General features: G+C 43.9%; 19 protein-coding genes. 13 read left to right on the top strand and 6 right to left on the bottom strand.

Features of this window, described 5'->3' with window-relative positions:
* The first annotated feature begins 39 nt into the window (after window positions 1–39).
* From ACGTNI_RS12340 to ACGTNI_RS12315, 6 genes are all read left to right on the top strand, one after another.
* Window positions 40–417: a RidA family protein gene (locus tag ACGTNI_RS12340; protein WP_394462866.1), complete on the top strand. Its 378-nt coding sequence runs from the start codon at window positions 40–42 to the stop codon at window positions 415–417.
* A gap of 11 nt (window positions 418–428) precedes the next feature.
* Window positions 429–1,658 carry a diaminopropionate ammonia-lyase gene (dpaL, locus tag ACGTNI_RS12335; protein WP_394462804.1) on the top strand — a complete coding sequence of 410 codons (1,230 nt, stop codon included), beginning with the start codon at window positions 429–431 and terminating at the stop codon, window positions 1,656–1,658.
* Between the two features lie 19 nt (window positions 1,659–1,677).
* Complete coding sequence (locus ACGTNI_RS12330; protein WP_394462802.1) at window positions 1,678–2,892, top strand: YgeY family selenium metabolism-linked hydrolase; 1,215 nt, start codon at window positions 1,678–1,680, stop codon at window positions 2,890–2,892.
* Window positions 2,885–4,504 carry an N-acyl-D-amino-acid deacylase family protein gene (locus tag ACGTNI_RS12325; RefSeq protein WP_394462801.1) on the top strand — a complete coding sequence of 540 codons (1,620 nt, stop codon included), beginning with the start codon at window positions 2,885–2,887 and terminating at the stop codon, window positions 4,502–4,504. Before ACGTNI_RS12330 ends, ACGTNI_RS12325 begins: the two co-directional genes overlap by 8 nt.
* A gap of 34 nt (window positions 4,505–4,538) precedes the next feature.
* Window positions 4,539–5,996 carry a sodium:solute symporter family protein gene (locus ACGTNI_RS12320; RefSeq protein ID WP_394462799.1) on the top strand — a complete coding sequence of 486 codons (1,458 nt, stop codon included), beginning with the start codon at window positions 4,539–4,541 and terminating at the stop codon, window positions 5,994–5,996.
* 165 nt (window positions 5,997–6,161) lie between these two features.
* Window positions 6,162–6,959 (top strand): carbon-nitrogen family hydrolase, encoded by a 798-nt coding sequence (locus ACGTNI_RS12315; protein ID WP_394462797.1) that lies wholly within the window; start codon window positions 6,162–6,164, stop codon window positions 6,957–6,959.
* A gap of 47 nt (window positions 6,960–7,006) precedes the next feature.
* Here ACGTNI_RS12315 and ACGTNI_RS12310 read toward each other — a convergent pair whose 3' ends face one another.
* The 4 genes from ACGTNI_RS12310 to ACGTNI_RS12295 all read right to left on the bottom strand — a co-directional run bounded on the left by ACGTNI_RS12310 (window position 7,007) and on the right by ACGTNI_RS12295 (window position 11,819).
* Window positions 7,007–7,861: an STAS domain-containing protein gene (locus tag ACGTNI_RS12310; RefSeq protein WP_394462796.1), complete on the bottom strand. Its 855-nt coding sequence runs from the start codon at window positions 7,859–7,861 to the stop codon at window positions 7,007–7,009.
* A 162-nt stretch (window positions 7,862–8,023) separates the two neighbouring features.
* Window positions 8,024–9,388: a PTS ascorbate transporter subunit IIC gene (ulaA, locus tag ACGTNI_RS12305; protein ID WP_394462794.1), complete on the bottom strand. Its 1,365-nt coding sequence runs from the start codon at window positions 9,386–9,388 to the stop codon at window positions 8,024–8,026.
* Window positions 9,389–9,427: 39 nt separating this feature from the next.
* Window positions 9,428–9,694: a PTS sugar transporter subunit IIB gene (locus tag ACGTNI_RS12300; RefSeq protein WP_394462792.1), complete on the bottom strand. Its 267-nt coding sequence runs from the start codon at window positions 9,692–9,694 to the stop codon at window positions 9,428–9,430.
* Between the two features lie 13 nt (window positions 9,695–9,707).
* Window positions 9,708–11,819 (bottom strand): BglG family transcription antiterminator, encoded by a 2,112-nt coding sequence (locus tag ACGTNI_RS12295; RefSeq protein ID WP_394462791.1) that lies wholly within the window; start codon window positions 11,817–11,819, stop codon window positions 9,708–9,710.
* Between the two features lie 289 nt (window positions 11,820–12,108).
* Between ACGTNI_RS12295 and ACGTNI_RS12290 the strand changes: the two genes are divergently transcribed.
* The 5 genes from ACGTNI_RS12290 to ACGTNI_RS12270 all read left to right on the top strand — a co-directional run bounded on the left by ACGTNI_RS12290 (window position 12,109) and on the right by ACGTNI_RS12270 (window position 21,726).
* Window positions 12,109–13,305, top strand: coding sequence for a CdaR family transcriptional regulator (locus tag ACGTNI_RS12290; protein ID WP_394462788.1), 1,197 nt, complete (start codon window positions 12,109–12,111; stop codon window positions 13,303–13,305).
* A 153-nt stretch (window positions 13,306–13,458) separates the two neighbouring features.
* Window positions 13,459–14,619, top strand: coding sequence for a glycerate kinase (locus ACGTNI_RS12285; protein WP_394462786.1), 1,161 nt, complete (start codon window positions 13,459–13,461; stop codon window positions 14,617–14,619).
* The gene (locus ACGTNI_RS12280; protein WP_394462784.1) at window positions 14,612–16,240 is read left to right on the top strand and encodes a sodium:solute symporter family protein; all 1,629 of its coding nucleotides are present in this window, start codon (window positions 14,612–14,614) and stop codon (window positions 16,238–16,240) included. The genes ACGTNI_RS12285 and ACGTNI_RS12280 overlap by 8 nt, the downstream gene beginning before the upstream one ends.
* Before the next feature lie 23 nt (window positions 16,241–16,263).
* Entirely contained in the window at window positions 16,264–16,800 is a 537-nt protein-coding gene (locus tag ACGTNI_RS12275; protein ID WP_394462782.1) for a hypothetical protein, read from the top strand.
* Between the two features lie 243 nt (window positions 16,801–17,043).
* Window positions 17,044–21,726: a 5'-nucleotidase C-terminal domain-containing protein gene (locus ACGTNI_RS12270; protein WP_394462780.1), complete on the top strand. Its 4,683-nt coding sequence runs from the start codon at window positions 17,044–17,046 to the stop codon at window positions 21,724–21,726.
* A gap of 98 nt (window positions 21,727–21,824) precedes the next feature.
* Here ACGTNI_RS12270 and ACGTNI_RS12265 read toward each other — a convergent pair whose 3' ends face one another.
* Window positions 21,825–22,760 (bottom strand): nucleoside hydrolase, encoded by a 936-nt coding sequence (locus tag ACGTNI_RS12265; protein WP_394462778.1) that lies wholly within the window; start codon window positions 22,758–22,760, stop codon window positions 21,825–21,827.
* Between the two features lie 209 nt (window positions 22,761–22,969).
* Between ACGTNI_RS12265 and ACGTNI_RS12260 the strand changes: the two genes are divergently transcribed.
* Window positions 22,970–23,161, top strand: coding sequence for a hypothetical protein (locus ACGTNI_RS12260; protein ID WP_394462776.1), 192 nt, complete (start codon window positions 22,970–22,972; stop codon window positions 23,159–23,161).
* A 151-nt stretch (window positions 23,162–23,312) separates the two neighbouring features.
* Window positions 23,313–23,447 carry a hypothetical protein gene (locus ACGTNI_RS12255; protein WP_394462774.1) on the top strand — a complete coding sequence of 45 codons (135 nt, stop codon included), beginning with the start codon at window positions 23,313–23,315 and terminating at the stop codon, window positions 23,445–23,447.
* Between the two features lie 86 nt (window positions 23,448–23,533).
* On the opposite strand, the gene ACGTNI_RS12250 is transcribed toward ACGTNI_RS12255, so the two are convergent.
* Window positions 23,534–24,865, bottom strand: coding sequence for a short-chain fatty acid transporter (locus ACGTNI_RS12250; protein ID WP_394462772.1), 1,332 nt, complete (start codon window positions 24,863–24,865; stop codon window positions 23,534–23,536).
* Window positions 24,866–24,920: the final 55 nt, after the last annotated feature.

Here is a 24,920-nt window from a genome sequence, read left to right as displayed (position 1 = left end):
AAGATATATAAGTGAAAACAAAAAGGAGGCAGAAGCATGTTGAAACCTGTAGAAACAACCAAAGCCCCGGCTGCAGTCGGTCCTTATTCACAGGCTGTCCTATCAAACGGTCAGATATATTGTTCAGGGATGTTACCGATCAATCCGGAAAACGGAGAAATCACCGCAACTACCGTGGAAGAACAAACAAAGCAGGTGATGGAGAATATTATTGGTTTATTAAAAGAAGTTGACCTTAGCTTAGATGATGTGGTGAAAACGACGATATTTCTTGATTCTATTGAATCATTCCAGCAAGTCAATGAAGTTTATGGCCATTATTTTTCAAATCATAAACCGGCCAGGAGCTGCGTGGAGGTGGCTGCCATTCCAAAAGGCGCCCTGGTTGAAATAGAATTTATTGCCCAACTGAACTAGGAGGTTATCACATGCAAAAGACAGAGACGAAGACGATTGCCTGGACGAAAAACAATTTTTATTCCAGTGACTATAACCAGATGGAGCTGTCCTTTTTCCGTCACCAAGAGATTGCCAAAGTACATGCCTTTCAAAAAACTCACGAAGCATACACCGAGACACCATTATTTCAATTAAAAAACCTGGCGAAAGAATTAAATGTAGCAGATATCCGGGTGAAAGATGAATCGTACCGCTTTGGATTGAATGCATTCAAAGTGATGGGTGGCATCTATGCGATGGCAAAATGTATCGCTGACAAAATAGGGGAAGACATTGAGAATCTTTCTTTCGATATCTTGAAATCGGAACAAGTCAAAGAGCAACTCGGGGACCTTACCTTCATATCGGCTACGGATGGCAACCATGGCAGAGGAGTAGCCTGGGCGGCAAGGGAGCTTGGTTATCATTCAGTGATCTATATGCCGAAGGGTTCTTCACATGAACGTTTGGATGCTATACGGAAGGAAGGGGCAGAAGCGGATATTACGGACCTGAACTATGATGATGCAGTCCGTTATTGTGCGGACCTTGCGGAAAAAAATAACTGGATCATGGTGCAGGACACAGCCTGGGAGGGATATGATGAAATTCCGTTATGGATCATGCAGGGATATGCTGCGATGGCAAAAGAGGTGACGGAGCAACTTGATGCCAGTAACGGCAAGCCGCCAACCCATGTTTTCCTTCAGGCGGGTGTGGGTTCATTTGCGGGAGCGATCGCTGCCTATTTGGTGGAGCATTACAGGGAAGAGGCTCCGAGAATCATGGTAGTAGAGCCTCATCAGGCTGACTGTTATTATCGTTCATTTTCTTCTCCGACTGGCCAAAGAGAACTGGTGACTGGAGATATGGATACGATCATGGCTGGGCTGGCTTGTGGAGAGCCGAACACAAGGGCTTTTCGGGTGCTTAGACAGTATGCGAGCGCCTCCTTCTCCTGTGACGACCGAGTTTCCGCATTGGGAATGCGGATATACAGCAGTCCAATCGGGGATGATTCACGTATCATTTCTGGAGAATCAGGGGCAGTAACACTTGGTTTGTTTCATTACTTGCGATCTGATTCAAACTATATACGGGCAAACAACGAGGTGGGATTAGATGAAAATTCACGAGTGTTACTGATCAGTACCGAGGGGGATACCGACGCGAAGCATTATCGTGATGTCGTTTGGAAAGGTCATTATCCAAATCAATAAATCAAGGGAGGAACCTTACATGTTAAACGAAGTCCAAAAACAAAATGTTATAGAGTTATGCCAAACGTTAGTACAAATCAAAAGCTATTCCGGTGAGGAAGACCAGGTCGCCAATACAATTCAGGAGTATGCGAAAGCAAGGAATGTTGATGAGGTAGTGACGGATGAGTACGGGAATGTGCTGCTTGTCTGGAATGGCGATCGTCCGGGACCGACTGTCTTGTTTGATGGCCATATTGATACCGTCCCCGTACAGGAGAGGCAATGGTCCGTCGGTGCTTTTTCAGGAGAAGTGAAGGACGGAAGAATTTACGGGCGCGGCACTTCTGATATGAAAGGTGCTGTGAGTGCGATGATTTCTGCCGGTGTAAATTTCGTGGAAGCTGCCAACCACTCTTTCCCAGGAAAAATTGTTGTTTCCTGCAGTGTTCATGAGGAGTGCTTTGAAGGAGTGGCAACCCGCCTCGTCAGTGAAAAGGTGAAACCGGATTTCGTCGTCATTGGGGAAGCTACTAATTTAAATCTAAACCGCGGCCAAAGGGGACGGGCGGAGATCTTAGTCGAGACGTTTGGTAAGCCGGCCCATTCATCGAACCCTGAAAAAGGACTAAATGCTGTTTACCAAATGACGAAGTTAGTCAATGAAATTCGTGAGCTGCCTGTTGCAAAACATGAGGTGATGGGAGAAGGAATACTGGAATTGACCGATATCAAGTCTTCTCCATACCCTGGCGCATCTGTCGTTCCATCACATTGTAAGGCTACTTTCGATCGACGATTATTGGTAAATGAAACGAAAGAATCTGTACTGGCTCCAATCGAAGATTTGATTGCCAGGATTAAAAAAGAAGATCCAACTTTTGAAGCGAGTGTCTGTTATGCAACTGGAGAGGAGCGTTGCTATACGGGGGAAATCATTGGCGATGAACGGTTCTTTCCTGGCTGGCTATATGACGATAAGGAAGCATTTGTCCAATCTCCCCGAAATGAGCTGCAGGAGCTGGGCCTGAATGCGGAAGTCTCCCATTATTCCTTCTGTACCAACGGTAGTCATTTTGCAGGGGAAGCTGACATCCCGACTATTGGATTCGGTCCATCACCTGAGTCGCTTGCCCATATCGATGATGAGTATATTGAAGTCGACCAATTAGTGAAAGCGACAGCGGGATATGCAGCCATTATGCATGCGTTAAGTCAATTAGAAGCTAAGAAGGAGGAAACGAAATATGTATGATCTTTTAATTCGTAACGGAAAAATCATCGATGGAACAGGCTCCCCTTGGTATTACGGAGACATTGCAGTAGAAAATGGAAAAATCGCCAGGATCGGAAAACTTGATCATATTGAGGCCGCGGAAGTAGTGGATGCCAAGCAGAAAATCGTCAGTCCAGGTTTTATCGATATGCATACCCATTCGGACCTTGTCATCCTTGATGAACCATTGATTGAAGCAAAAGTCAGGCAGGGAATCACGACCGACCTCCTGGGCCAGGACGGGATTGCAGCAGCACCATTACCGGAAAACTATGTATCACCCTGGAGAAAAAACCTTGCCGGCCTGGACGGAACACCCCCAATTGAGTGGGACTGGAATACAGTAGAGAACTACCTGGATAAAATTGAACGTAATGAACCGAGCTATAATCTGGCAACCCTCGCTCCCCATGGAAACATCCGGATGGAAGTGATGGGGCTTGATAACCGTCCCGCTAACGCAGAAGAAATCAAACAAATGCAAGACGTTTTGCGCAGGTCGCTCGATGAAGGAGCGGTCGGATTGTCGACCGGCCTGATCTACCCGCCTTGCTGTTTTGCGGAAATGGAAGAGCTGGAGGCGTTATGTCAGGTAATCGCTGAATACGGCGTACCACTAGTCATCCACCAGCGCAGTGAGGGCGATGAAATCCTGGAATCGATGCAGGAACTGATCAATATGATGAAACGCTGCGGGGCCCATCTCCATTTTTCCCATTTGAAAAATTGCGGGAAAGATAACTGGCACAAAACGCCGGATGTTTTGGCCAAAATCGATCAGGCTCGATCGGATGGACTGGAAGTTACTTTTGACCAGTATCCTTACACGGCAGGAAGTACGATGCTAAGTGCAATTCTCCCTCCATGGGCACATGATGGTGGAACAGAAGCGATGCTGGAGCGGTTGGAAACACCGGAACTTAGAAAGCAGATCGTGAAAGAAATGGCCAGCGCCCTTAAAGGCTGGGACAGCATGTCGAAATGGGCAGGCTGGGATGGCATTGTCATCACTTCTGTAGCTTCTCCTGAAAACCATTCGTTTGTCGGAAAGACCATCGAACAAATAGGGGCTATGAAGGGGCGTCAAGATTATGCTGAACTTGCTCTTGATTTGATTTTAGAAGAGAAAAATGCTGTCGGTATGATTGACTTTGTCATGGACGAAGCGTCTGTAAAGAAGATCTTGGCCCATCCGGCAGGAACGATTGGAAGTGACGGTTTATTGGGAGGGGAGCCGCACCCACGAGCGTATGGGTCATTTCCTAGAATTTTAGGAAAGTACGTCAGGGAAGAAAAGGTCTTACCGTTGGAGGATATGATTCGCCGGATGACTTCACAGCCAGCGAGAATCATCGGTCTTCAGGACCGGGGAATTATCCGGGAAGGTCTTGCTGCTGATCTTGTGCTATTTGAACCGAACAAGGTCATCGATCAGGCTACCTATGAAAACCCGCGTCAATTCAATAAGGGCATCGAGATGGTTATCGTTAATGGTCAGATAGTCATTCGTGGAGAAGAAGCTTACCGCAAACCTGCCGGACAGGTAATTCGCCGTTCATATGCTGCTGCGCCATTGAATGTCAGTTCGTAAGCCATGGAAGTAAAACTTTTGAGGAGGAACTAACATGGGAGTTAATTTAACGGTAATCGGGATTGTTGTCATTTATTTAGCCATTATGGTGCTGATCGGATTCATCGCTTCGAAAAAGATAAAAAATAATGAGGATTTCCTCGTTGCAGGCCGTAAAATGGGCCCGTGGCTGCTGGCTGGAAGTTTAGCAGCTACCGAGGTCGGAGGCGGATCCTCGCTCGGTGTTGTCGAAATGGCTTTTGGCGACTGGGGATTCTCAGCCTTCTGGTATGTCACCGCCATGGCCGTAGCTTTTATAATCCTTGCTTTTATTGCACCTCATTTACGAAAAGCACTTGTCAAAACGGTTCCTGAATATTTTACTAAGCGGTATGGCAAGAAAAATGGCTTTGTGACAGCGGTTATCATGCTGCTTCCAATGGTAGGTCTGACTGCCGTTCAGCTGATTGCATCAGCCACTATTCTTTCCGTTATGACTGGCTGGAGTTATACACTTTCTGTTGCAGTTGTAACGGTGGTAGTGGGCGCCTATAGTGTTATGGGTGGAATGTTCAGTGTTGTTTATACGGATGTTGTCCAGTGGTTCTTCATCCTTGCCGGTATGGCATTAATCATTCCATTTGCCCTTGATTATGGCGGGGGATTTACAGAACTCACTGCCAATGTACCAGCTGAAAAATGGAGTATGGTCGATGGGGCCGGCTTCGGTACTATCCTTGCCTTGATCGTCATGTATGTGGCTTCCTTCACCGTAGGACAGGAAGCGGTCCAGCGCTATTATTCAGCAAAAGATGCAAAAGCAGCCAAGCACGCTTCTTACATTACCTCTTTCGTATATGTCATTTTTGCCTTCATTCCGGCTTTCATTGGTATTCTCATGTATGGCATGGTACAAAATGGTCTTATCGATGGTGCTATTATCGCTGAGCAAGGTGCCAGGTATGCACTTCCTGTCATGGCCATCGAAGTATTACCATCCGCTGTAGTAGGAATTCTGTTTGCGGCATTGATTTCCGCAACCATGTCCAGTGCTTCCAGTAACCTTCTGGCCGCTGGCTCGATATTCACCAATGACATTTATCATCCTTATATTAAGAAAAATGCAACGGATGCGGAGCTTTTGAAGATGGTTCGTTATACCATGCTTCTTGTGAGCGGGTTAAGCTTTGCTATTGCTGTTTTCGATTTTGCTAATCTGATTGCGTTGCTCATGTTCTCCTTCACGCTCCGGGCGGGTGGAGCATTCTTACCTTATGTGGTCGGGCATTTCTGGGAACGGGCAACTGCTGCCGGAAGTATGACCTCCCTGATTTTGGGAAGTTTGACAGTAGTGCTGGCTGAACGTGGGATTATACCATTTTTCGGACTGGATCCGATATATCCTGCCCTTATCGTCAGTGCGATTTCCTTCTATGTTGTTTCTCACCTGACCAGTCGGCCGGCCTCAGTAGATGTGCTTGAGGAATTGGACCCTAAAGCAAAAGTAGAATAATAGAAGGTTGCGCTCTCTGGTTATTCAGGGAGCGCATTTGTTTTTGTGGCTTAATAACGTTTACTCTACTTAAAAAGTGTAGCCATTGGTAGCCTTCTAATAGATTCATGATACAATCAGAAATAACAAGTTAACCTACATATATTAGGAAGGGAGCAAGGCCGTATGAAATTTTCCATTCTTCAAATGGACATCGTACCAGGTGATCCAGAAGCAAACCGGATCAAAGTAAAAGAGTTGATACAGAAAGAAGTCGAAGAGAATAACCCAGATACAATTATTCTTCCGGAAATGTGGACGACCGCTTACACCTTGCCGGAGCTCGACGAATATGCAGACGTTGACGGTGAACCGACCATCCCGTTCATCAAAGGACTGGCAAGACAGCATGAAGTGAACATAGTCGCAGGCTCGATTGCCAACAAAAAAGAGGGTGGAATCTACAATTCTGCTTATGTGATTGATTCCAATGGGGAAGAGGTTTATAACTATGACAAAGTCCACCTCGTTCCGATGCTGAAGGAAGAAAAATTCCTCGCTGGCGGGCAGAAACCTGCGGAAGTTTTTGAGCTGGATGGCCTGAAGATGGGCTTGATCATTTGTTATGATTTGCGCTTCCCGGAATTGATTCGCTCTCTTGCATTAGAAGGAGCTCAAGTACTCATCATTGTAGCCGAGTGGCCGCTGGCAAGGAGAGACCACTGGCGCACGCTTCAAATGGCGCGTGCGATTGAGAACCAGATGTATGTATGCTCCAGCAACCGGATCGGCTCATACGATGATGTGGATTTTGCAGGCACCTCGATGGTCATCAATCCATGGGGCGATGTGTTAGCCGAGGGAACGGTGGATAAGGAGGAGTCACTGTCGCTGGAACTGGATTTGGAAAAGGTTAAGTCAGTAAGAAAAGATGTTCCTATTTTCACAAGCCGGGTTCCTCATTTATATAAAAAAGAACTCTAACAAAAACAGCGCGTTCTGGAATGGGGAACGCGCTGTTTTTGAATGCTTTATTTTTCCGTCAGTTGAAAACCAATGAAAGATAAAGCGGACTCGAGATTACTCACAGTTTTAGATTTTTCACGCAACTGCTGGATGTCGCATAATTCATGCCGTGCTATCTCGGGGGAAATCCCCGTGATAATCGTTTTGATGCCCATTACTTCAAGAGCAGTGACAATCTCCATAAGTACTGGCGGGAAGGTTCCGTCCAATATGATTAAGCCTGAGAGATCTACAATGAAATACTCGATATCATTTTTAGTACCGTAATCCAGGACTACGCTGGTGATTTTTTCTGCGCGAATTTCATCAATGAGTCCTTGGATGGTAAGAATAGAAACTCCTTTGGTGATCGGGATGATGGGGACATTAAGAAAAGCCATATTATATTTAGTCTGGTCAAGTTCGATAATGTGGGATAAGACTTCAGCCATTGACTTCAAATATTCGATGTCTTCATCATTGAAGTTCTTTTCTTCTTTATCCATGACACATAATGTTCCAAAAACTTCACCGTTCAGTTTCTTCAGTGTTACTCCTAAGAATCCTTTGACCTGCAATTGAGAAGTAACTTCTAACTCCCTGGTCAAAGCATCCTTCGTCAAGTTGACGGTGTTCATGGTATCTTCTTCATTTCCGATGATCAGCCGGCAATATGTACCTCCATATTCGACGGAGTAACCCTCCGGAATAATTTCTTCTTTATCATTATACGAACTGAGCACCGTCATTGCTGTCGGTCCTCGTTGGGTGACATAAGCTGTATTGACACCTAATTGCTTACTGATTGCTTCAAACATTTTCTTGGAGGCTGTTTGTAATGAATGAAAATCAGTAGAAGATAAGTTATATCCACTCGCCATACGTTTATTTCCTCCTACAATAATCGATAAAATTCGATTAAACACTTTCTTTCACCATACCACATGATTTTCCGAATGGACTAATGAAAAGGATGAAAAGGCGTATGGCCAAAAAAACGGAGCCCTCCAAATTTTGGAGGGCTCCGGGGTGTCACTTTTTAATTATGCTGCTTTGTCCGAGCCATCGATCGTGTGTTTGTTTTTCCAGCCGAGAAGAAAGAGGATGGCTAGAATTACAAACGTGGCCAGGATAAAGAATATATTAGATTGGATGAAATTAATCAGGTTTCCAAGTACAATTCCAACTACACCGAAGTCAGAGTCTCCAAATGTGGTTCCTTCGAATCCGAGTGTTCCGAGTACTGGTAACAGCAGAGCTGGCAGGAAGCTGATCAGGACACCGTTTGCCGCTGAACCAAATATCGCTCCGCGACGGCCGCCGGTGGCATTCCCGAAGACACCAGCTGCTGCCCCGGTGAAGAAGTGTGGGACAAGTCCCGGCACGATTACTTTCAAGCCGAAGACCGGCAATAAGAACATGGAGGCAAGTCCTGCGATAAAGCTGGTTAAGAATCCGATAATCACTGCGTTACTTGCGAATGGGAAGACGGCAGGACAATCGAGCGCCGGCTTCGCGTTTGGTACGACTTTATCTGCGATCCCTTTAAATGCCGGGACAATTTCAGCCAGTAACATACGGACACCAGCAAGGATGATGTAGACACCGGCTGCAAAGGTGATCCCTTGAATAAGCGCGAATACTAGAAAGTTCTGTCCGCCGCTTAGTTCTGCTTCAATGAATGCTGGACCGGCAGCTCCTGCTACGACAAAGAAGAGAATAACCATTGTCAAGGAAACGGATACCGAAGTATCGCGTAAGAACCCAAGCGATTTAGGGACTTTGATTTCTTCTGTAGAACGTGATCCTTTACCGACGGCTTTACCAACAGACGCTGAAATGAAATAGCCGAATGAGCCGAAGTGGCCGACAGCAAAATCATCAGATCCGGTAATTTTCCGGGTAAATGGCTGGAGCATAGCTGGAGACAGTACCATCAATGCACCAAGAATGATGGATCCGACAATGATCATTGTTGGTCCGGTAATACCGCCAGTTACTAAGATCACCGCAATCATACAAGCCATGAACATCGTATGGTGTCCAGTCAAGAAGATATATTTAAATGGTGTCAAACGGGCTAACACAATATTTACTACCATACCGAACAGCATGATCATTGCTGTTTCGGTTCCAAAGCTTTCCTGAGCCAGTGCTACAATAGCTTCATTATTAGGAATTACTCCTCCGACACTGAAGGCTTCGTCGAACATGCTGCTGAATTGTTCCAGGGAGCCGACAAGTACGTTAGCGCCGGCACCAAGGATGACAAAACCCATCACGGTCTTCAATGTTCCTGACACGATATCTGCAATGTTTTTTCTCTGTATAAGCAGTCCGATCAGGGCGAATAGACCGACCAGAATGGAAGGGGTACCTAATATATCAACCATAATTAAATCGACCATTTGTTAATTCCCTCCTCAAAATGTTTGATTCGTGCTGTTTTACAGGTTGTTGGTTAGTGCCTCGCGAAGTTCATTTTTATCCATTAAATTTTGCAATTTGACGACATTCTTTTGTCCATCTTCGAGGCTTCCGACGATATCTTCTGAACCCAGGTAAAGGTCAGCTGGCTCAGACTTTGCGCTTGAAAGGTCCGTATGAGATACTTCTGCTTCCTTCCCCATCTCCTGCAAAATGCTCTTTACGTTCATTTCTACGATCATACTGCTTCCTAATCCGTTTCCACATACTACAAGTACTTTTTTCATTTTTAGTTCCTCCTTAGTGTGAGTAAGTTTCTATTAAATCAGTGATTTCATTTTTATCTTGGGAATTTAAAATTTTGTCGATGTTTCCATCCTCTGACAGCATGGTTGTCAGCTGGGATAAAGCTTTCAGGTGCGTTTCATTGTCAATAGCTGCTAACACAATGACAAGGTTCGCCTGGTGTTTTTCTTGTTCAGAAAAACCAACCGGTTCTTCCAGCTTGAGTAAGCTCATCCCTAATCGTTCAACTCCCGCTTCAGGGCGTGCGTGAGGGATAGCGATTTTGGGGGCAATAACAATATACGGGCCAAATTCATTTACATTTTCAATCATGGCATCCACGTAGCTGGCATGGATGAATTTTTTATCTACCAGCGGTTGGGCGGCTATTTTTATAGCTTGCATCCAATCGGAGGCTTTGTCTTTAAACTGTATAGTATCTGAGGTCAATAGTTCCTGTAACACGGGAGAATGACGCTCCTTTCCAGCAATTGAATTCTTTGGTGCATATCCTTCTAAATCTTGCAGAAGCCGGTCGCGATCATGAATGGTGGCATGACGCTCGATGATAGCCATCAGTTTTTCAGCTTCATTTCTTTGTTTGCCTTGATAAGAAAGGTGCTTGTTCAACTCTTGCATGACAAATTCTTTGTCTGTATTGGAGAGAATGGCAGGGACATGGATGACTGGTGTATCTTTTTCTTTAATGAAATTTGTTGAAAAAATGATATCGACATCCAGTGCATCTTTTTGTGACTCGAATTCTCTCATGGAGAATGTTTGCGTGATTTTTATCCCTGAGAGCAAGTTTTCTAATTGTGATTTCAACATATTAGAAGTACCGATACCGTTTTCACAGACGATGATTGCCTGGTAGTCAGCAGGAACCTGCTTTCTTTCTCTTTTCAACCATCCACCGAAATGAAGCGCGATATAGGCGATTTCTTCATCAGGAATCTCAACTCCCACAAAATACTCCAGGTGAATCATCACTTTTCTTGTCAGATGGATTAGTTCACTATAGTTTTCCTGGATAGAATCTGCGAGCTCATTTGCTATTTTCACTCCATATTTCAAACGGTAATAGGTGGGTTTGATATGAGCGATGAGGTTATCCTCCAGCCCTTCCCGGTCGTCGAAAATAATGCATGCATGCGCCTGGAAATCGTTGATCATGCGTTTCACTACATTTCGAAGGCCCTCGAGCTCCTTCTCACTATCGCTTGAAAGATCATCTCGGTGTACTTTGGCGCCAAGAATGTTCATGGCAATGAAACAGATTTCATCTTCAGGAATGGTGGTACTCTCTTTCGTGTGCAGTTTCTCGATCATTTCCTTCGCAACTTGAAAAGCCTTCGTTGTTCGCAGTACTTCTTTTTCTTCCCCATCCACCTTCAAAGAAGGAGCGGTATCCAGCCGCTTTAAGGTGATCAGAATTTGAATCGACAGTAATTCGACGGTTTCTTCCGTGAAAGTCAGGTGCAGCAAGTCTTCCATTTCATAAAGATGATTTTTGATACGTTCCTGCAATTCATTATCGTGATCAGCAGAATCACCATGGGAAAGAAGTAAATGATGCACCTGCTCTTTCAGCACCTCAGCTTCCTGCTTCACATATACTTCTGCTACTAAATCAGAAAGAATCTCGCGTTTCGCGGTCTCTTGTCCAGTTATCACATAACCTTTATTAGGCTGATAGTCTAATTGAATAGAATGCTTTGCAAAATGCTTCTTGATCTGTTTTAAATCTTTAACGATCGTTCCTCTGCTTGCATGTACCAGTTCAATGAACATCTTCATAGAGGATGGACCTTTTGCTGTAAGCAGATAAATCATTAGGAGTATTCTCCGTTCTTCCTGAGAATACTGGTAGCCCCATTCATCAGACCATTGTGCCTGGTGAGGAAGCTTCGTACGAGCTTCTTCTGTAAGGTAGAAACCAGCTCCGTGCTTCCTCTTAATACTTTCGATCCCCTGTTGCTCCAGCCAATTATTAATTTGCTGGATATCGTAATAGATCGTACGTTGCGATACACCCAGTTTCTTTTCGAGACCGCTGGTGGGTATAGGGGATTCTGTTTCAAAGAACAGTTTTAATATAGAAACTCTTCGTTCATCTAATACCATCGGTTAATCCTCCCGGGTTAGGATTATTCTATTTAAATTTGCAAATTGTAACAGATATTCAAGATGATCATCTTATGGTTACTATTATAACTGCTTAACAATCGGGTTGAAAGGGGTTTCGCAGTGAAAGGATTGTAGATGTGCGTTTTTGCAAAAGTAAACACTAAGGGCGTTTATCGGTAAACTTTTCCTGTGGTGGATAAACTTGTCTGTGTGATGAATTTTATCTCAGGTGAGTAACTAATTTTGATATACTTAAACTGCTATTAATACATCAGGATGTGAACCAATGATTATTTCTTCCCAAGTTGCGCAATCTATCGTAGATGAAATGAGTAAAGTGACGGATTTTAATATTAATTTTATGAATGAAGAAGGCAAAATCATCGCAAGCGTTGATGACAGGCGAATCGGTGATTTTCATGAGGGGGCCAGGAATGTCATTGCTTCTAAAGCAAAAGTGATCATTTCTGAGGATACTAAGCTGGAGGGGGCCAAGAATGGCATCAATCTGCCTGTTTTTTTACATAATCAAGTAGTTGGGGTTATTGGAGTGACAGGTGAACCGAGCAGTGTTGGACATATAGCCGAAATTATCCAAAAAATGACGGAAGTTCTCGTTAAAGAAGCCTATCTGGAAGAACAAATTGAATTAGAAAGTCGCGCCAAGCAATCGTATATCGAGGAATGGATTATCGGTGATTGGGAGGATGATAAATTATTCGCCTCGCGTGGCTGGATTATGGGAATCAATATTCATCTCCCAAGAGTAGCTGTGATTCTGGATTTGACCGGTTTCAATGACTGGATTTATCAAAAGTTGAAAAGCCACCATGCAAATGTGAAGGGGGAGTTGGAAGTACAGCGTGCCCGCCGCGATATCCTGTCAGTCATACAGGATCATTTTCCGGAAAAAAGTGAACATGTCATCGTTCCTTCAGGAAGTACCAAATATACCTTATTACTTGCAACGGACGAAGAATTGCCTCTCCATAAAAGAAAAGAAAAAATTACTTATCGCTTAAATAAAATTCAGTCTGCCATTAAGAATAACCATCAATTCAACTCGATTGCAGGAATTGGACGTATGTATACCTCCCCCAGAGAAATGAAAAAGTCTGCCGAGGAAGCTGCTTTGGCGCTGCGACGCGCTGACTTTATGGAAAAGCGTTTATTTTATTATGATCAGCTAGGATTGGAATCTTTTATCTATCATTTAGACAAGGAGATCCGAAACGATTTTGTAGAGCGGATACTCCAACCGGACCTTTTTCCTAAGAAGCAACAATACTTGGAAACACTGCACGTCTTTTTCAGGGAAAATGGGTCGATTTCAAAAGCATCACAACAGCTCTACATTCATAAAAATACGCTGCAATACCGTCTTAATAAAATCCATGAAATACTCGGATATGACCCGCGCAAATTGAGTGATGCTGTTTTATTGAAAGTAGCATTAGCTTTCCTACAAGCGAATACTGATTAAACGGAAACCCTTCGATGCGTACGAGGGTTTTCTTTTTTTGTTATTTGTAACAAAAAAAGCTTATTTGAAAACGGTTTTTTTAATTTCTATACCATAGTTTGTGGAATATCTGTTTAGTATCATTAGAGCCAACTAACAAATAGGATGATGTTCATGAAAATTATTATAGCTCCAGATTCATTTAAAGGTTCGATGACAAGTGTGGAAGCTGCAGAACAAATGAAGCAAGGGATATTAGCTGTCGACCCCATGTTGGATATCTCTATGATCCCGGTTGCGGATGGCGGCGAAGGCACCGTAGATGCTATTACCATCGCTCTTCAAGGAGAAAAGGTTGTAAAGCAGGTAAATGATCCAATTGGTCGTTTGATAGATGCGGAATTTGGCTGGGTACCGAAATCGAAAACAGCTGTGGTGGAAACTGCTGCTGCCTCAGGCTTACCGCTGCTGATGGAGGAAGAACTGGATCCTGTAAATGCTTCTACCTATGGAACAGGGGAGCTTGTCAAGGAAGCACTGGAAAAAGGTGCTGAACGGATTATTCTTGGCCTCGGAGGAAGCGCCACGGTCGATGCTGGTACTGGTTTCCTAGAGGCTCTGGGAGTTCGATTTCTTGGTGATAATGGAGAAGAAATCCGTGCATCAGGTGGCACTCTATCAAAAATCGCATCCATTGATTCTACTAAGTTAGATAAGAGGTTAGAAAATGTGGAATTTATGGTGGCCTCTGATGTTACCAACCCGCTGTTAGGTGAAAAAGGAGCGGTTGCCGTATTCGGTCCACAAAAAGGAGTTAAAAATGACCAGATCAGTCAATTCGAGCGAGGGATGGCTCACTACGCGCAACAAGTTATTCGCCACACCGGAAAGGATTTCGCGGAAGAAGAGGGTAGCGGTGCGGCCGGAGGGTTTGGATTCAGTCTGTTATCCTTCCTTGAACCTTCTATTGAAAGCGGATTCGAAATGATGGCCAGATTGAGTGATTTAGAGGAGAAAATCAAGGCGGCTTCCTTTGTGATTACCGGTGAGGGGAAGCTAGACACACAGTCACTATTTGGAAAAGTTCCGATTGGGATTGCACGCCTAGCCAAAAGAAATCATATTCCAGCCATAGCTTTTACCGGAAAAATAGAAGGTGACTTGACACTGGTGAAAGATGAAGGTTTAGAGCTGGTACTGCCGATAGTTGATGCTGCGATGTCACTTGATGATGCATTGACTAATGGAAAGGAACTCTTATATAGAGCAAGCAGGCGTTTTATAGAAACGATTCACTTTTCAAAAAAGCTTAAGGGAGGAACGATAAATGAGTAACTTTACCATGTTAGACTACATTGTGTTGGTCGTTTACATTTTAGGCATTGCCTGGATGGGAGCAGCGTTCGGGAAAAAGCAAAAATCAACTAAAGATTACTTCCTTGGTGGAAGAAACATTCCATGGTGGGCAATCGGGTTATCCGTCATGGCCACACAGGCAAGTGCGATTACCTTCATCGGTGCACCGGGCTGGGGGTATGAAGGTGGTTTGGAACGAATCAATACGTTTATTAACGTTCCATTAGCAATGGCGTTTTTAATTGCTACGATTGTTCCGTTTTTTTACCGGACGGAAGTATACACGGCTTATGAATACTTAGAAAAAAGATTTGATGTAAAAACCAGAACATTAGCTTCTGTCTTATTCCTGGTAGCGCGGGGGCTTGCGACTGGGGTAGTATTATACGCTCCGGCACTCGTCTTATCCGTAGTAACAGGCTGGGATTTGACTATTACTATTATTTTAATGGCAGTCATTTCTGTTGCTTACACAGTACTTGGTGGTATCAGCGCGGTTATCTGGACAGATGTGATTCAAATGTTCGTTCTATGGCTTGGTGCAGCGATCAGTATAGGTGTTATTTTTGCCAATGTTCCCGGTGGCTGGGGAGAGGTCATCTCCACAGCTTCTGCTGAGGGGATGTTGAATTCGCTGGACTTTTCTTTTGACCTATCGGTAGAGTATAGCATTTGGGCTGGTGTAATAGGCGGTTTCTTCCTTCACGTTGCCTATTTTGGAACGGACCAGAGTCAGATTCAACGTGTCTTGACGAGTAAATCCGTTCGGGAAAGTAAACTTTCCCTGATGCTCGGCGGGTTTCTGATGATTCCGCAAATGCTTCTCTTCTTGTTTGTTGGTATTCTGCTATTCTCGTTTTATCAGCATGCAGGAGATCCGAATGTCGACAATATGAATGAATTGTTCCCACTGTTCGTGGTGAATGAACTGCCTGCGGGTGTTTCCGGGCTGATCATTGCAGGTGTATTTGCAGCAGCAATGTCCAGTCTTGATTCAGCCTTGAACTCTTTATCTGCCGTCACGGTCCGTGATTTTTACAGTAAGTTCTTTAAGAAAAATGGATCACAGAAACATTATTTGAAAGCTTCACGCTGGGCTTCCGTTTTCTGGGGTGTGTACGCAACAATCTTTGCCTTCTTTGCTTCTAACCTCGGCCCGGTAATTGAAGCTGTAAATAAAATTGGATCTTATTTCTACGGAGCTTTACTTGGTGTATTCCTGCTCGCCATTTTCACAAGAAGGAGTAATGGAACAGGTGCTTTCTCAGGGATTGTAGCTGGTATGATTGCAGTTTGGGCTACGGAACGTTTCCTGGATATTTCCTGGTTATATAATAATTTTGTCGGCGCGTTAGTTGCTGTTATTGTAGGCTATATGATCAGTCTATTGGGTAAAAAGCCTATCCGGGAAAAATTGAGTGGATTGACGATGCAGGATCGGAAAGCTGATATTCAAAAGGCACTGGCTGCGCGTTCCGAGGCAGCAGCCACAGTGGAAATAGAAGTGGAGGAAGAACGTAAAACAAGCAAGTGGCCATATCTATTGTTAGGATACTTCGTTGTAGCTCTTCTATTCCTGTTGTTCTTACAGTCGTTATAATTAAATGAAGAGGCGGGTGAGCCATGAATCAACAATCCTATATCAAGCCGGAAATCAATGAAAACAAGGCAATAAACGCCATTCATCAACACAGCTCAGGTGTTATAATGAAATTATTTGGTCATAAGAAAGCTTCGTTAAAATCAATCGAACTTGTTTACCTTCCGTTTTGGTGCTACCCCTATCACTTAGAGAGTGCCTCACTAAAGGGGGGAGTAGAGGGGAAACTTGCTATGGAACCGATTACGGGAATATCCGCCATCCTCCCAGCTGAATATCCGATTCATCCAGTAGAAGAAGGATTAAATTGCCTTCCATTAAATGAGCCAGAAAATCGAGAGGCTGCTCACAAAGCGATCTACTGGGAGGCTTTTAGCAAAGAGAAGCAGCGAAAGTCTATTGATGTCGAGGTTCATACTCCATGGATATTATATATGCCTTATTGGGTTGGTTATTTAAAAGGGAAAGAGTATGATATTCTTTGTGTCGATGCCGTCACAGGTAAAATAGACCTACCTATTAAAAAAACGATTTTGTTGCAGCTCACAACGTCTATTTAAATTCTAATCCCGGTCCTTCCTGCAGTGGAGGGACGGGGTTTTTAGTTGGGTTACTCTGCAAGAAAATGGTAAGCAGTTCATAGACCAAATGCTCCATGAGGGTATAGTTGTTTGGTTTCATCGTCCTAGTATCATGGAACCGTTTTCATAGAAATTTGTCATATATATACTCATTTTGTAAGATTTTCTTTATACTAGAATCGTTAGACGTATGACCATAAATCATTAATGGAGGGTATGCAGATGAAAAAGGTCGTAAGTAATCGGATTCAGGCATTGAGTTTGATTGCTGTATTGCTGCTCGGACTTTTGGCACCGGTCGCACCGGTACATGCGGATGAGCACATGAATGATTTGATTATTTCTGAATATGTAGAGGGAAGCAGCTACAATAAAGCAGTTGAACTCTACAATGGTACAGGCAGTGAGATAGATTTATCAGAGTATACGTTGGAATTGTACTCCAATGGGAATGATTACACCCAATCCACGTTTACTCCTGAAGGTACATTAGCCAGTGGCGAAGTATTAGTTATTGTTGACAGCCAGGCTGGCGAAGAGCTAAAAGCTAAAGCAGATGTGATCCATAGTGTCACTGGGTTTAATGGCAATGACGCTCTTGTCCTGAAAAAACAGGAAGAGGTTGTGGATTCATTTGGTCAGGTTGGCAACGATGCCGAATATGCGAAAGACGTAACACTTGTCCGCAGTGACGATGTGACAAGCGGAGACACTGATCCGAGTGATGGTTTTGACGCAAGCGCAGAATGGGATGCATATCCACGTGATACTTTTGACTACCTTGGTTCCTATGAAATGCCTGAGGTTGAGCCGGTAGAACTTCAAACCATTGAAGAAGCACGCCAGGCTGAAGAAGGAACAGATGTAAAAGTACAAGGTGTTGCGACTGCAGCATTTGAAGCAGGCGGACAAACGAACCTTTACATACAAGATGAAACAGCAGGAATCATTGTCCGTGCACCAGGTCTGAATGTACAGCCGGGTGATGAGGTAGAAGCACAAGGTGAATTTTCTTCTTACTATGGCATGCAGCAGATTCTAGCATCTTCATCAACCGTAGAAGTTGTAAATGAAGGTGTCGGAGTACCTGAGGCACAATCCGTAACATCCAATGCTTTCTCAGCGGAAAATGGAGAAAACATTGAAGGTGAATTTGTTTCTACAGAAAACGTTGAAATCACAGATGTAAACGGTTATGGCGATTTCACAGCACAGGATGAAAATGGTACGTTCACCATCACTCCTAACGATGAGGATTTATTAGAAGTTGGAGAAACCTATGAATTAGTACAAGGTGTAGTAGATTATAGTTTTAATGAGTATAAGCTGGTTCCTCGTTCTGGGGAAGACGTTATCGATGTCCTTTTCTCTGTAAAAGCAACCCCTGCTTCCGGCCAGGTTTTTGAAGGTACAGAAGTAGAATTGAAGACTTATGAAGAAGGCGCAGAAATCTATTATACTATCGATGGTTCTGAACCTACTACTGATAGTGAGCTTTATGACGGAGCAATTGAAATTACAGAAGATACGACAATCAAAGCGGTTGCCGCTCGTGACAACGGTGAAACAAGTGAAGTCGCCACATTCGACTACACGATTTTGAAGCCAGCGGATGAAGTGGAAATTCACGACATCCAGGGTGCCGGTCACACCTCTCCTTATGAAGGCAGTGCCGTTTCCGGTGTGGAAGGCGTTGTGACAAAAGTAAATGGTAACAATGGTTTTTATATGCAAAGCGTGAACCCGGATGATGATATTGCTACATCTGAAGGTATTTATGTTTATCAGCGAAACCATGGTGTCGAAGTCGGCGACTTGGTTGCGATTGATGGTGAAGTTACGGAATGGCGTGAAGAAGGTTATTCTGATGCGAATGATTTACTGACTACTCAAATTGAAGGATCAGAGGTATCCGTAGTAGAGTCTGGTGTGGAAGTTCCTGATCCGGTCGTGATTGGTGAAGATCGCATCCAGCCTACCGAAGTAATTGAAGACGATGCGATGACATCCTTCGACCCTGAAACAGATGGTCTCGACTTTTATGAGAGCCTGGAAGGTATGCTGATTCAGTTGAACGATGCGACTGCGACTGGTCCAATCAAATATGATGAGCTTCCAGTAGTGGTGGAAACAAGTGAAGATCAACTTCGCACAGAAGCTGGCGGACTGTTGATTTCACCAGATGATTACAATCCAGAACGCCTGCTCGTTGACGTTGATGGCGTTGATATCAGTGCGAAAACGGGTGATTATTTTGAAGAGCCGATCACAGGCGTGGTCAGCTATGACTTCAGCAACTTCAAAATTCGTCCGACAGGTGATTTTCCTGAGATCCAGGACGGAGGCACAGAGCCGGATAGTACAGAGTTGGAAGGCTTGAAGCCCAAATTGACGGTCGCAACCTACAATGTGGAGAATTTCCATGCTGGAACGAATCCAGAAAAAGTGGAACGTATTGCAGAAACAATGGTAGAAAACTTGAATACACCGGATATTATCGGACTTGTCGAAGTACAGGACAACAATGGTCCGACTGATGATGGTACGGTAGATGCTTCTGAAAGCTATCAGACTTTGATTGAAGCAATCGAAGCGGCTGGCGGTCCAAGCTATGAGTTTTCTGATATTGCTCCACAAGATAAAGTAGATGGTGGTCAGCCTGGCGGAAATATTCGTGTTGGTTTCCTATACAACCCTGATCGTGTCTCCATGACAGATAAACCGGCTGGCGATGCGACGACAGCAGTAGCGGTTGACGATAATGGTTTGACACTGAACCCTGGACGCATCGATCCGACAAACGAAGCTTTCGAAGATTCTCGTAAAGTGCTTGCCGGTGAATTTGAATTCAATGGTGAGAAAATTACCGTAATCGCTAACCACTTTAATTCAAAAGGCGGCGATGGAGCGTTATTCGGATCAGAGCATCCGGTCGTTCTTGGAAGTGAAGAGCAGCGTCTGCAGCAGGCAGAAGTTGTGAATGGTTTTGTACAAGATCTAGTTAATGAAGATCCTAATGCGAACGTAGTCGTACTAGGTGACTTGAATGACTTTGAATTCTCTGTTCCAGTTCAGACATTAAAAGGTGATATCCTGACCAATATGATCGAAGAGCTTCCGGAAGAAGAGCGGTACACTTATATCTACCAAGGAAACTCTCAAGTGCTGGATCATATTTTAGTCAGTAACAATCTGGCACACCGCACGAAAGCCGATATCGTAAACATCAATGCTGATTTTTCTGAGGAACATGGACGGGCCAGCGACCACGACCCGGTTGTCGCTCAAATCCATCCGAAGAAAACAGTAGGTGAGAAGAAAGGGAAAGGCAATAACGATCATCCTGGAAAAGGAAAAGGTAAAAAGCCAGGGAAAGATAAAGAGTATGAATTATCATTGATGCACACCAATGATACTCACGGAAACCTGGATGATATTGCAAAAACAGCAACAGCTATTGAAGACTATCGCAGTGAAAATCCAGATTCTTTATTGCTGAGCGCAGGTGATGTATTCTCTGGAACTCTTTATTTTAATGAGTTTCTGGGACAGGCAGACCTGGAGTTCATGAACTACTTTGGTTATGATGCTATGGCATTCGGTAACCATGAATTTGATCTAGGTTCTAACGAAGAAGGCCATCAGGCATTGGCTGACTTTGTAGAAAATGCGGAATTCCCATTCCTTGCAGCGAACGTCGACTTTTCGGACGATGCTCTATTCGACGGTATGTTCTATGAGGATGTTATTACCCATAAGGCGGAAGATGGAAATATCTATGGTGGTATCATCAAGCGGGTGGAAGGTGAAAAGGTTGGTATCTTTGGTTTGACAACAGAAGAGACAGCTGACATCTCTAGTCCAGAAGATGTTACCTTTGAAGATTACATCGAAGAATCAGAAAAAATGGTCGATGCTTTTGAAGATAAAGGTGTTAACAAAATCATCGCACTGACACATCTTGGTCTCGATGATAATGCTGACTACGATAACGATCTTACTCTAGCTGAAACAGTAGATGGCATCGATATCATTGTCGGCGGTCATACGCACAGTGAATTGATTGAGCCGCGTTTTGTAGAAGCAGGCGAAGAACCAACGGTTATTGTTCAGACTGGTGAATATAACGACAACCTTGGTACCCTTGATGTCACATTTAATAAAAAAGGTAAAGTCATCAGTTACGAAGGTGAATTGGTGGACATCGGTGATTTGGAAGAAGACCCAGAAGTGAAAGAAATGCTTGCGCCATATGCAGAGCAAGTGGAAGCAGTTAAGAACGAATCAATTGGCGCTGAAGCTGAAGTACACTTGGATGGCGAGCGTGAAGATGTCAGAACAGGCGAAACGAACTTGGGTAATTTGATTGCCGATGGCATGCTTGCCAAAGCAAAATCCGTTAACCCGAAAACAACAATTGCAGTAACTAACGGTGGTGGTATCCGTGACTCCATTGACGAAGGGGATATCACAGTCGGTGAAGTATTGACGACGATGCCGTTCGGAAACTCACTGGCCATCATGAACCTTACTGGTGCTGAAGTTATGGAAGCGTTGGAACACAGTGTCAGCCAGGCTCCGAATGCAAGTGGTGCATTCCTTCATGTTGCCGGCATGCAATTCGAATATGACAGCAGCCAGCCTGCGGGTGAGCGAGTTGTCAATGTAGAAGTTGAACAGGAAGACGGATCTTATGTACCGTTGAACGAAGATGAAAACTACTACGTTGCAACCAACGCATTCACGGCAAAAGGCGGCGACGGCTATGACGTATTCGCACAAGCTTTTGAAGAGAACCGCGTCAGTGAACCAGGTTTCATCGATTATGAGATGTTCATTGATCATGTTACATCTCTAGAAACAGTTGCTCCTGAGGTAGAAGGACGAATTGTCGACGTAAATTAATAATCACGAACACCCCGGGTCCTCCAGAATTTGGAGGGCTCAGGGGTGTTTTTACGTTCGAAAAAAATATCACAGGAGCTATACTCCTGTGATATATATTAATAGGAAGATAAACCTTGTTTTAATAGGTTCCAGAATTTATCCTGATCTATCTCATGTGCGAAATGAACATTAGGCTCTTGACCGGTAACCCCAAGTAAATCCACACATGTCATACCATATGCAAATTCCCCTTTTGTCTCGATCGCTACATTCACATGTTTGAATGCAAAAATCGACGGGTCGATCAGGTATGCAACTGTACAGGCATCATGAATCGGAGCGCCCTCAAACCCGAAGTATTCCTGGTATGTATGTTTGAAGTAGTTAAGCAGCTCTACGACGGTTTCTGCGACGGGGTTTTTAATGGTGGCTAAATCTTCAATGATGCTGTCGGTTGCCTGTGCCTGATGGGTAATATCGAGTCCGAACATGGTGATCGGCACGCCACTCTCGAATACGACCTTGGCTGCCTCGGCATCCACGTAGATGTTGAATTCTGCTGCCGGGGTCCAATTACCGAATGTGCCGCCTCCCATCAGGACAATCTCTTTTATTTTCGTGATAATCTTTGGTTCCTTAATCATAGCCAGAGCTATATTAGTAAGTGGTCCCGTCGGTACCAGCGTGATCGGTTTATCGGAATGTAAAACCTTTTCAATAATCAAATCAGCAGCATGGATCTCTTCTACTTTTTTGACAGGGGCGTCAGGAAACTGAGGGCCGTCCAATCCGCTGTCTCCGTGGATTTCTTCTGCGATTTCACTTTGTTTCACTAATGGCCGTTCTGCTCCCATGGCAAGCGGGATGTCATTTAACTGCAAAAGGTCGCAAATGCGCTGGGCATTCAAGGTAGTCTTTTCCACTTCCACATTACCTGCGACAGTGGTGATCGCTTCAATATTAATCTTCTTACTAGAAGCGGCCAGGATGATAGAAATAGCATCATCATGACCTGGGTCGCAATCTAGTATGACATTGGTCCGTGTCGTCATTATTATCCCTCCTGTAGTTAATCATTATATAGAAAATTGTAGAAGATTAATATTTTTCTATACAAGGAAAGATAATTTTCATTTTTTCGTCCCTCTAAAATTAAATTATCTGATGAAATAACCTGACAGAAACGTATTTATCATGTTTCGCCAAGCAGGTACACAGAGAGTAAGATGGAACCATAAAAATATGTAGAGGAGAGATAGGGATGTATGAAGATCTGAAAGAGGAAATACGCGAGGAAGAACTCCGGGAACTGATGGATGACTATCAGACGAACTGCTGGAGATGCCGTGAATCCGTGGATATGTCAGAAGTAGTTACAGTGACAGACGGCAGAACATACTGGAAAGAATTATGTCCCGATTGTTATGACTTCTATAAAGAAGCTACCAAATGACACCCCGGGTCCTCCAGATTTTGGAGGACCCGGGGTGCCATTTCCAAAATAGAAACAAATATTTACAAAAAACTACAGCAATCTTCTCTAATCTATGGTATATTCTTATTATTGACAAAACGGAAGTTTGATAGATTAGGAGGGATAGTAGTTGGAAGAACAGCGGAAACTGACGGAAATGCTGCAAAACTTGATTCAAAAAACGGAAACAAAGGAAATTCAATCGTCAGAAGAAATGATCAAACAAATTGTTACTAATCTTGAAGGGTATCGTTTGCAGAACTAAACCATTCGAAGTCACCAGCATTTATACTATATATTACGAAAGACCGTCACTTTGGAGCATTTCCAAAGAGTGACGGTCTTTTTTGTTTAAATGAATAGCAATGCTAAGGAAATAGGTATGGCGCTCCAAAACAGGATTATCACACAAAAACCCATAATATCTTTTACTTTGAGACCTGCAATCGCAAGGAGCGGCAATGCCCAGAATGGCTGGATCATGTTTGTCCAGGCGTCTCCCCAGGCGACAGCCATTGCTGTTTTTGCTGTATCGATTCCAAGGTCCAGGGAAGCAGGTATCATGATTGGAGCCTGTACAGCCCACTGTCCGCCTCCGGATGGAACGAAGAAGTTGACGATTCCGGCACTTAGGAAGGCAAACAGCGGAAATGTGAATTCAGTGGAAATACTTACGAACCACATCGACATCTGTTCGGATAAGCCGGAAGCCACCATCATCCCCATGATTCCTGCATAGAAGGGAAACTGGATGATGATTCCGCCTGCATTTTTAACACCGTCGGTAACACTGTTCAAAAACCTTCTCGGTGTCTTATAAAAAATAATGCCGAGAAACAAGAAAATGAAGTTCACTATATTAATGTTCAAGTCCAGTCCGTTTTGAATAAAATGATATACGATGAAAGCTAACCCTAAAATTCCAATCAATAAAGAAATGATCATGCTGTTTTCCAGGCGCTCCGCTGGTGTCAAATCATTGACCGCGGTTGCGGCCAGTTCTTCTTCAGCTGACTCTGTTTCTAAAAAGTCGAGATTGTTTTTGCTTAAATCCCCGCTCGTTCTCAATAACCATAAGTTCAATAGGGGCAAAGACACCAACAATACAAGTACTATCGTGATATTCAATCCGCTGAATAGTGTTTCTGTAACCGGGATACTTCCGATACTGTCGACTAAAAAATGGTCATCTGTGGCAATGGTAAGGGGAATCGACCCTGATAAGCCGCCATGCCATAGCAGGAACCCGCCATAAGCGCTGGCCATCAGAAGGCGATAATCGACATTCGGTACCCGCTTAGCAACATGAACAGCAAGCAAGGCACCGACAACAAGTCCGAACCCGTAATTAATCAGACAGGCAATTGCGGTGACGAAGGTGACCAGCACAATCGCTTTGCCAGGTGAGTCGGCCAGCCTGCTTATTTTTGCTAAGATGAATTTTACAACTGGTGTATTGGCTAATATGTAACCAGTGACAACAATCAGTGACATTTGCATCGCAAACGCCAGAAGATCCCAGAAACCATCGCCCCAGTATTGCACCATTTCACCAGGGGAACTTCCGGTGATTCCGATTCCCAGCAAAAATACGACAAGTGTAAGTATGATAGCAAATAAGAATGCGTCTGGCAGATAGCGCTGTACCAGGCGGTCGAAAAAAGAAGTAACTCCTTTTAACATAAAAATCCTCCTCTGATATGTAATCGTTTACAAAAGTCTGTATCCTTCTTATCTT

The organism is Thalassobacillus sp. B23F22_16 (assembly GCF_043496955.1).
In the GTDB taxonomy this organism is placed as follows: domain Bacteria; phylum Bacillota; class Bacilli; order Bacillales; family Halobacillaceae; genus Thalassobacillus; species Thalassobacillus devorans_A.
This window is presented reverse-complemented; position numbering and strand designations above follow the sequence as displayed.

Excerpts from the sequence above, each read along its gene's own strand:
- dpaL (WP_394462804.1), top strand. The coding sequence starts at position 429 with ATGCAAAAGACAGAGACGAAGACGATTGCCTGGACGAAAAACAATTTT.
- ACGTNI_RS12330 (WP_394462802.1), top strand. The coding sequence starts at position 1,678 with ATGTTAAACGAAGTCCAAAAACAAAATGTTATAGAGTTATGCCAAACG.
- ACGTNI_RS12325 (WP_394462801.1), top strand. The coding sequence starts at position 2,885 with ATGTATGATCTTTTAATTCGTAACGGAAAAATCATCGATGGAACAGGC.
- ACGTNI_RS12320 (WP_394462799.1), top strand. The coding sequence starts at position 4,539 with ATGGGAGTTAATTTAACGGTAATCGGGATTGTTGTCATTTATTTAGCC.
- ACGTNI_RS12315 (WP_394462797.1), top strand. The coding sequence starts at position 6,162 with ATGAAATTTTCCATTCTTCAAATGGACATCGTACCAGGTGATCCAGAA.
- ACGTNI_RS12310 (WP_394462796.1), bottom strand. The coding sequence starts at position 7,861 with ATGGCGAGTGGATATAACTTATCTTCTACTGATTTTCATTCATTACAA.
- ulaA (WP_394462794.1), bottom strand. The coding sequence starts at position 9,388 with ATGGTCGATTTAATTATGGTTGATATATTAGGTACCCCTTCCATTCTG.
- ACGTNI_RS12300 (WP_394462792.1), bottom strand. The coding sequence starts at position 9,694 with ATGAAAAAAGTACTTGTAGTATGTGGAAACGGATTAGGAAGCAGTATG.
- ACGTNI_RS12295 (WP_394462791.1), bottom strand. The coding sequence starts at position 11,819 with ATGGTATTAGATGAACGAAGAGTTTCTATATTAAAACTGTTCTTTGAA.
- ACGTNI_RS12290 (WP_394462788.1), top strand. The coding sequence starts at position 12,109 with ATGATTATTTCTTCCCAAGTTGCGCAATCTATCGTAGATGAAATGAGT.
- ACGTNI_RS12285 (WP_394462786.1), top strand. The coding sequence starts at position 13,459 with ATGAAAATTATTATAGCTCCAGATTCATTTAAAGGTTCGATGACAAGT.
- ACGTNI_RS12280 (WP_394462784.1), top strand. The coding sequence starts at position 14,612 with ATGAGTAACTTTACCATGTTAGACTACATTGTGTTGGTCGTTTACATT.
- ACGTNI_RS12275 (WP_394462782.1), top strand. The coding sequence starts at position 16,264 with ATGAATCAACAATCCTATATCAAGCCGGAAATCAATGAAAACAAGGCA.
- ACGTNI_RS12270 (WP_394462780.1), top strand. The coding sequence starts at position 17,044 with ATGAAAAAGGTCGTAAGTAATCGGATTCAGGCATTGAGTTTGATTGCT.
- ACGTNI_RS12265 (WP_394462778.1), bottom strand. The coding sequence starts at position 22,760 with ATGACGACACGGACCAATGTCATACTAGATTGCGACCCAGGTCATGAT.
- ACGTNI_RS12260 (WP_394462776.1), top strand. The coding sequence starts at position 22,970 with ATGTATGAAGATCTGAAAGAGGAAATACGCGAGGAAGAACTCCGGGAA.
- ACGTNI_RS12250 (WP_394462772.1), bottom strand. The coding sequence starts at position 24,865 with ATGTTAAAAGGAGTTACTTCTTTTTTCGACCGCCTGGTACAGCGCTAT.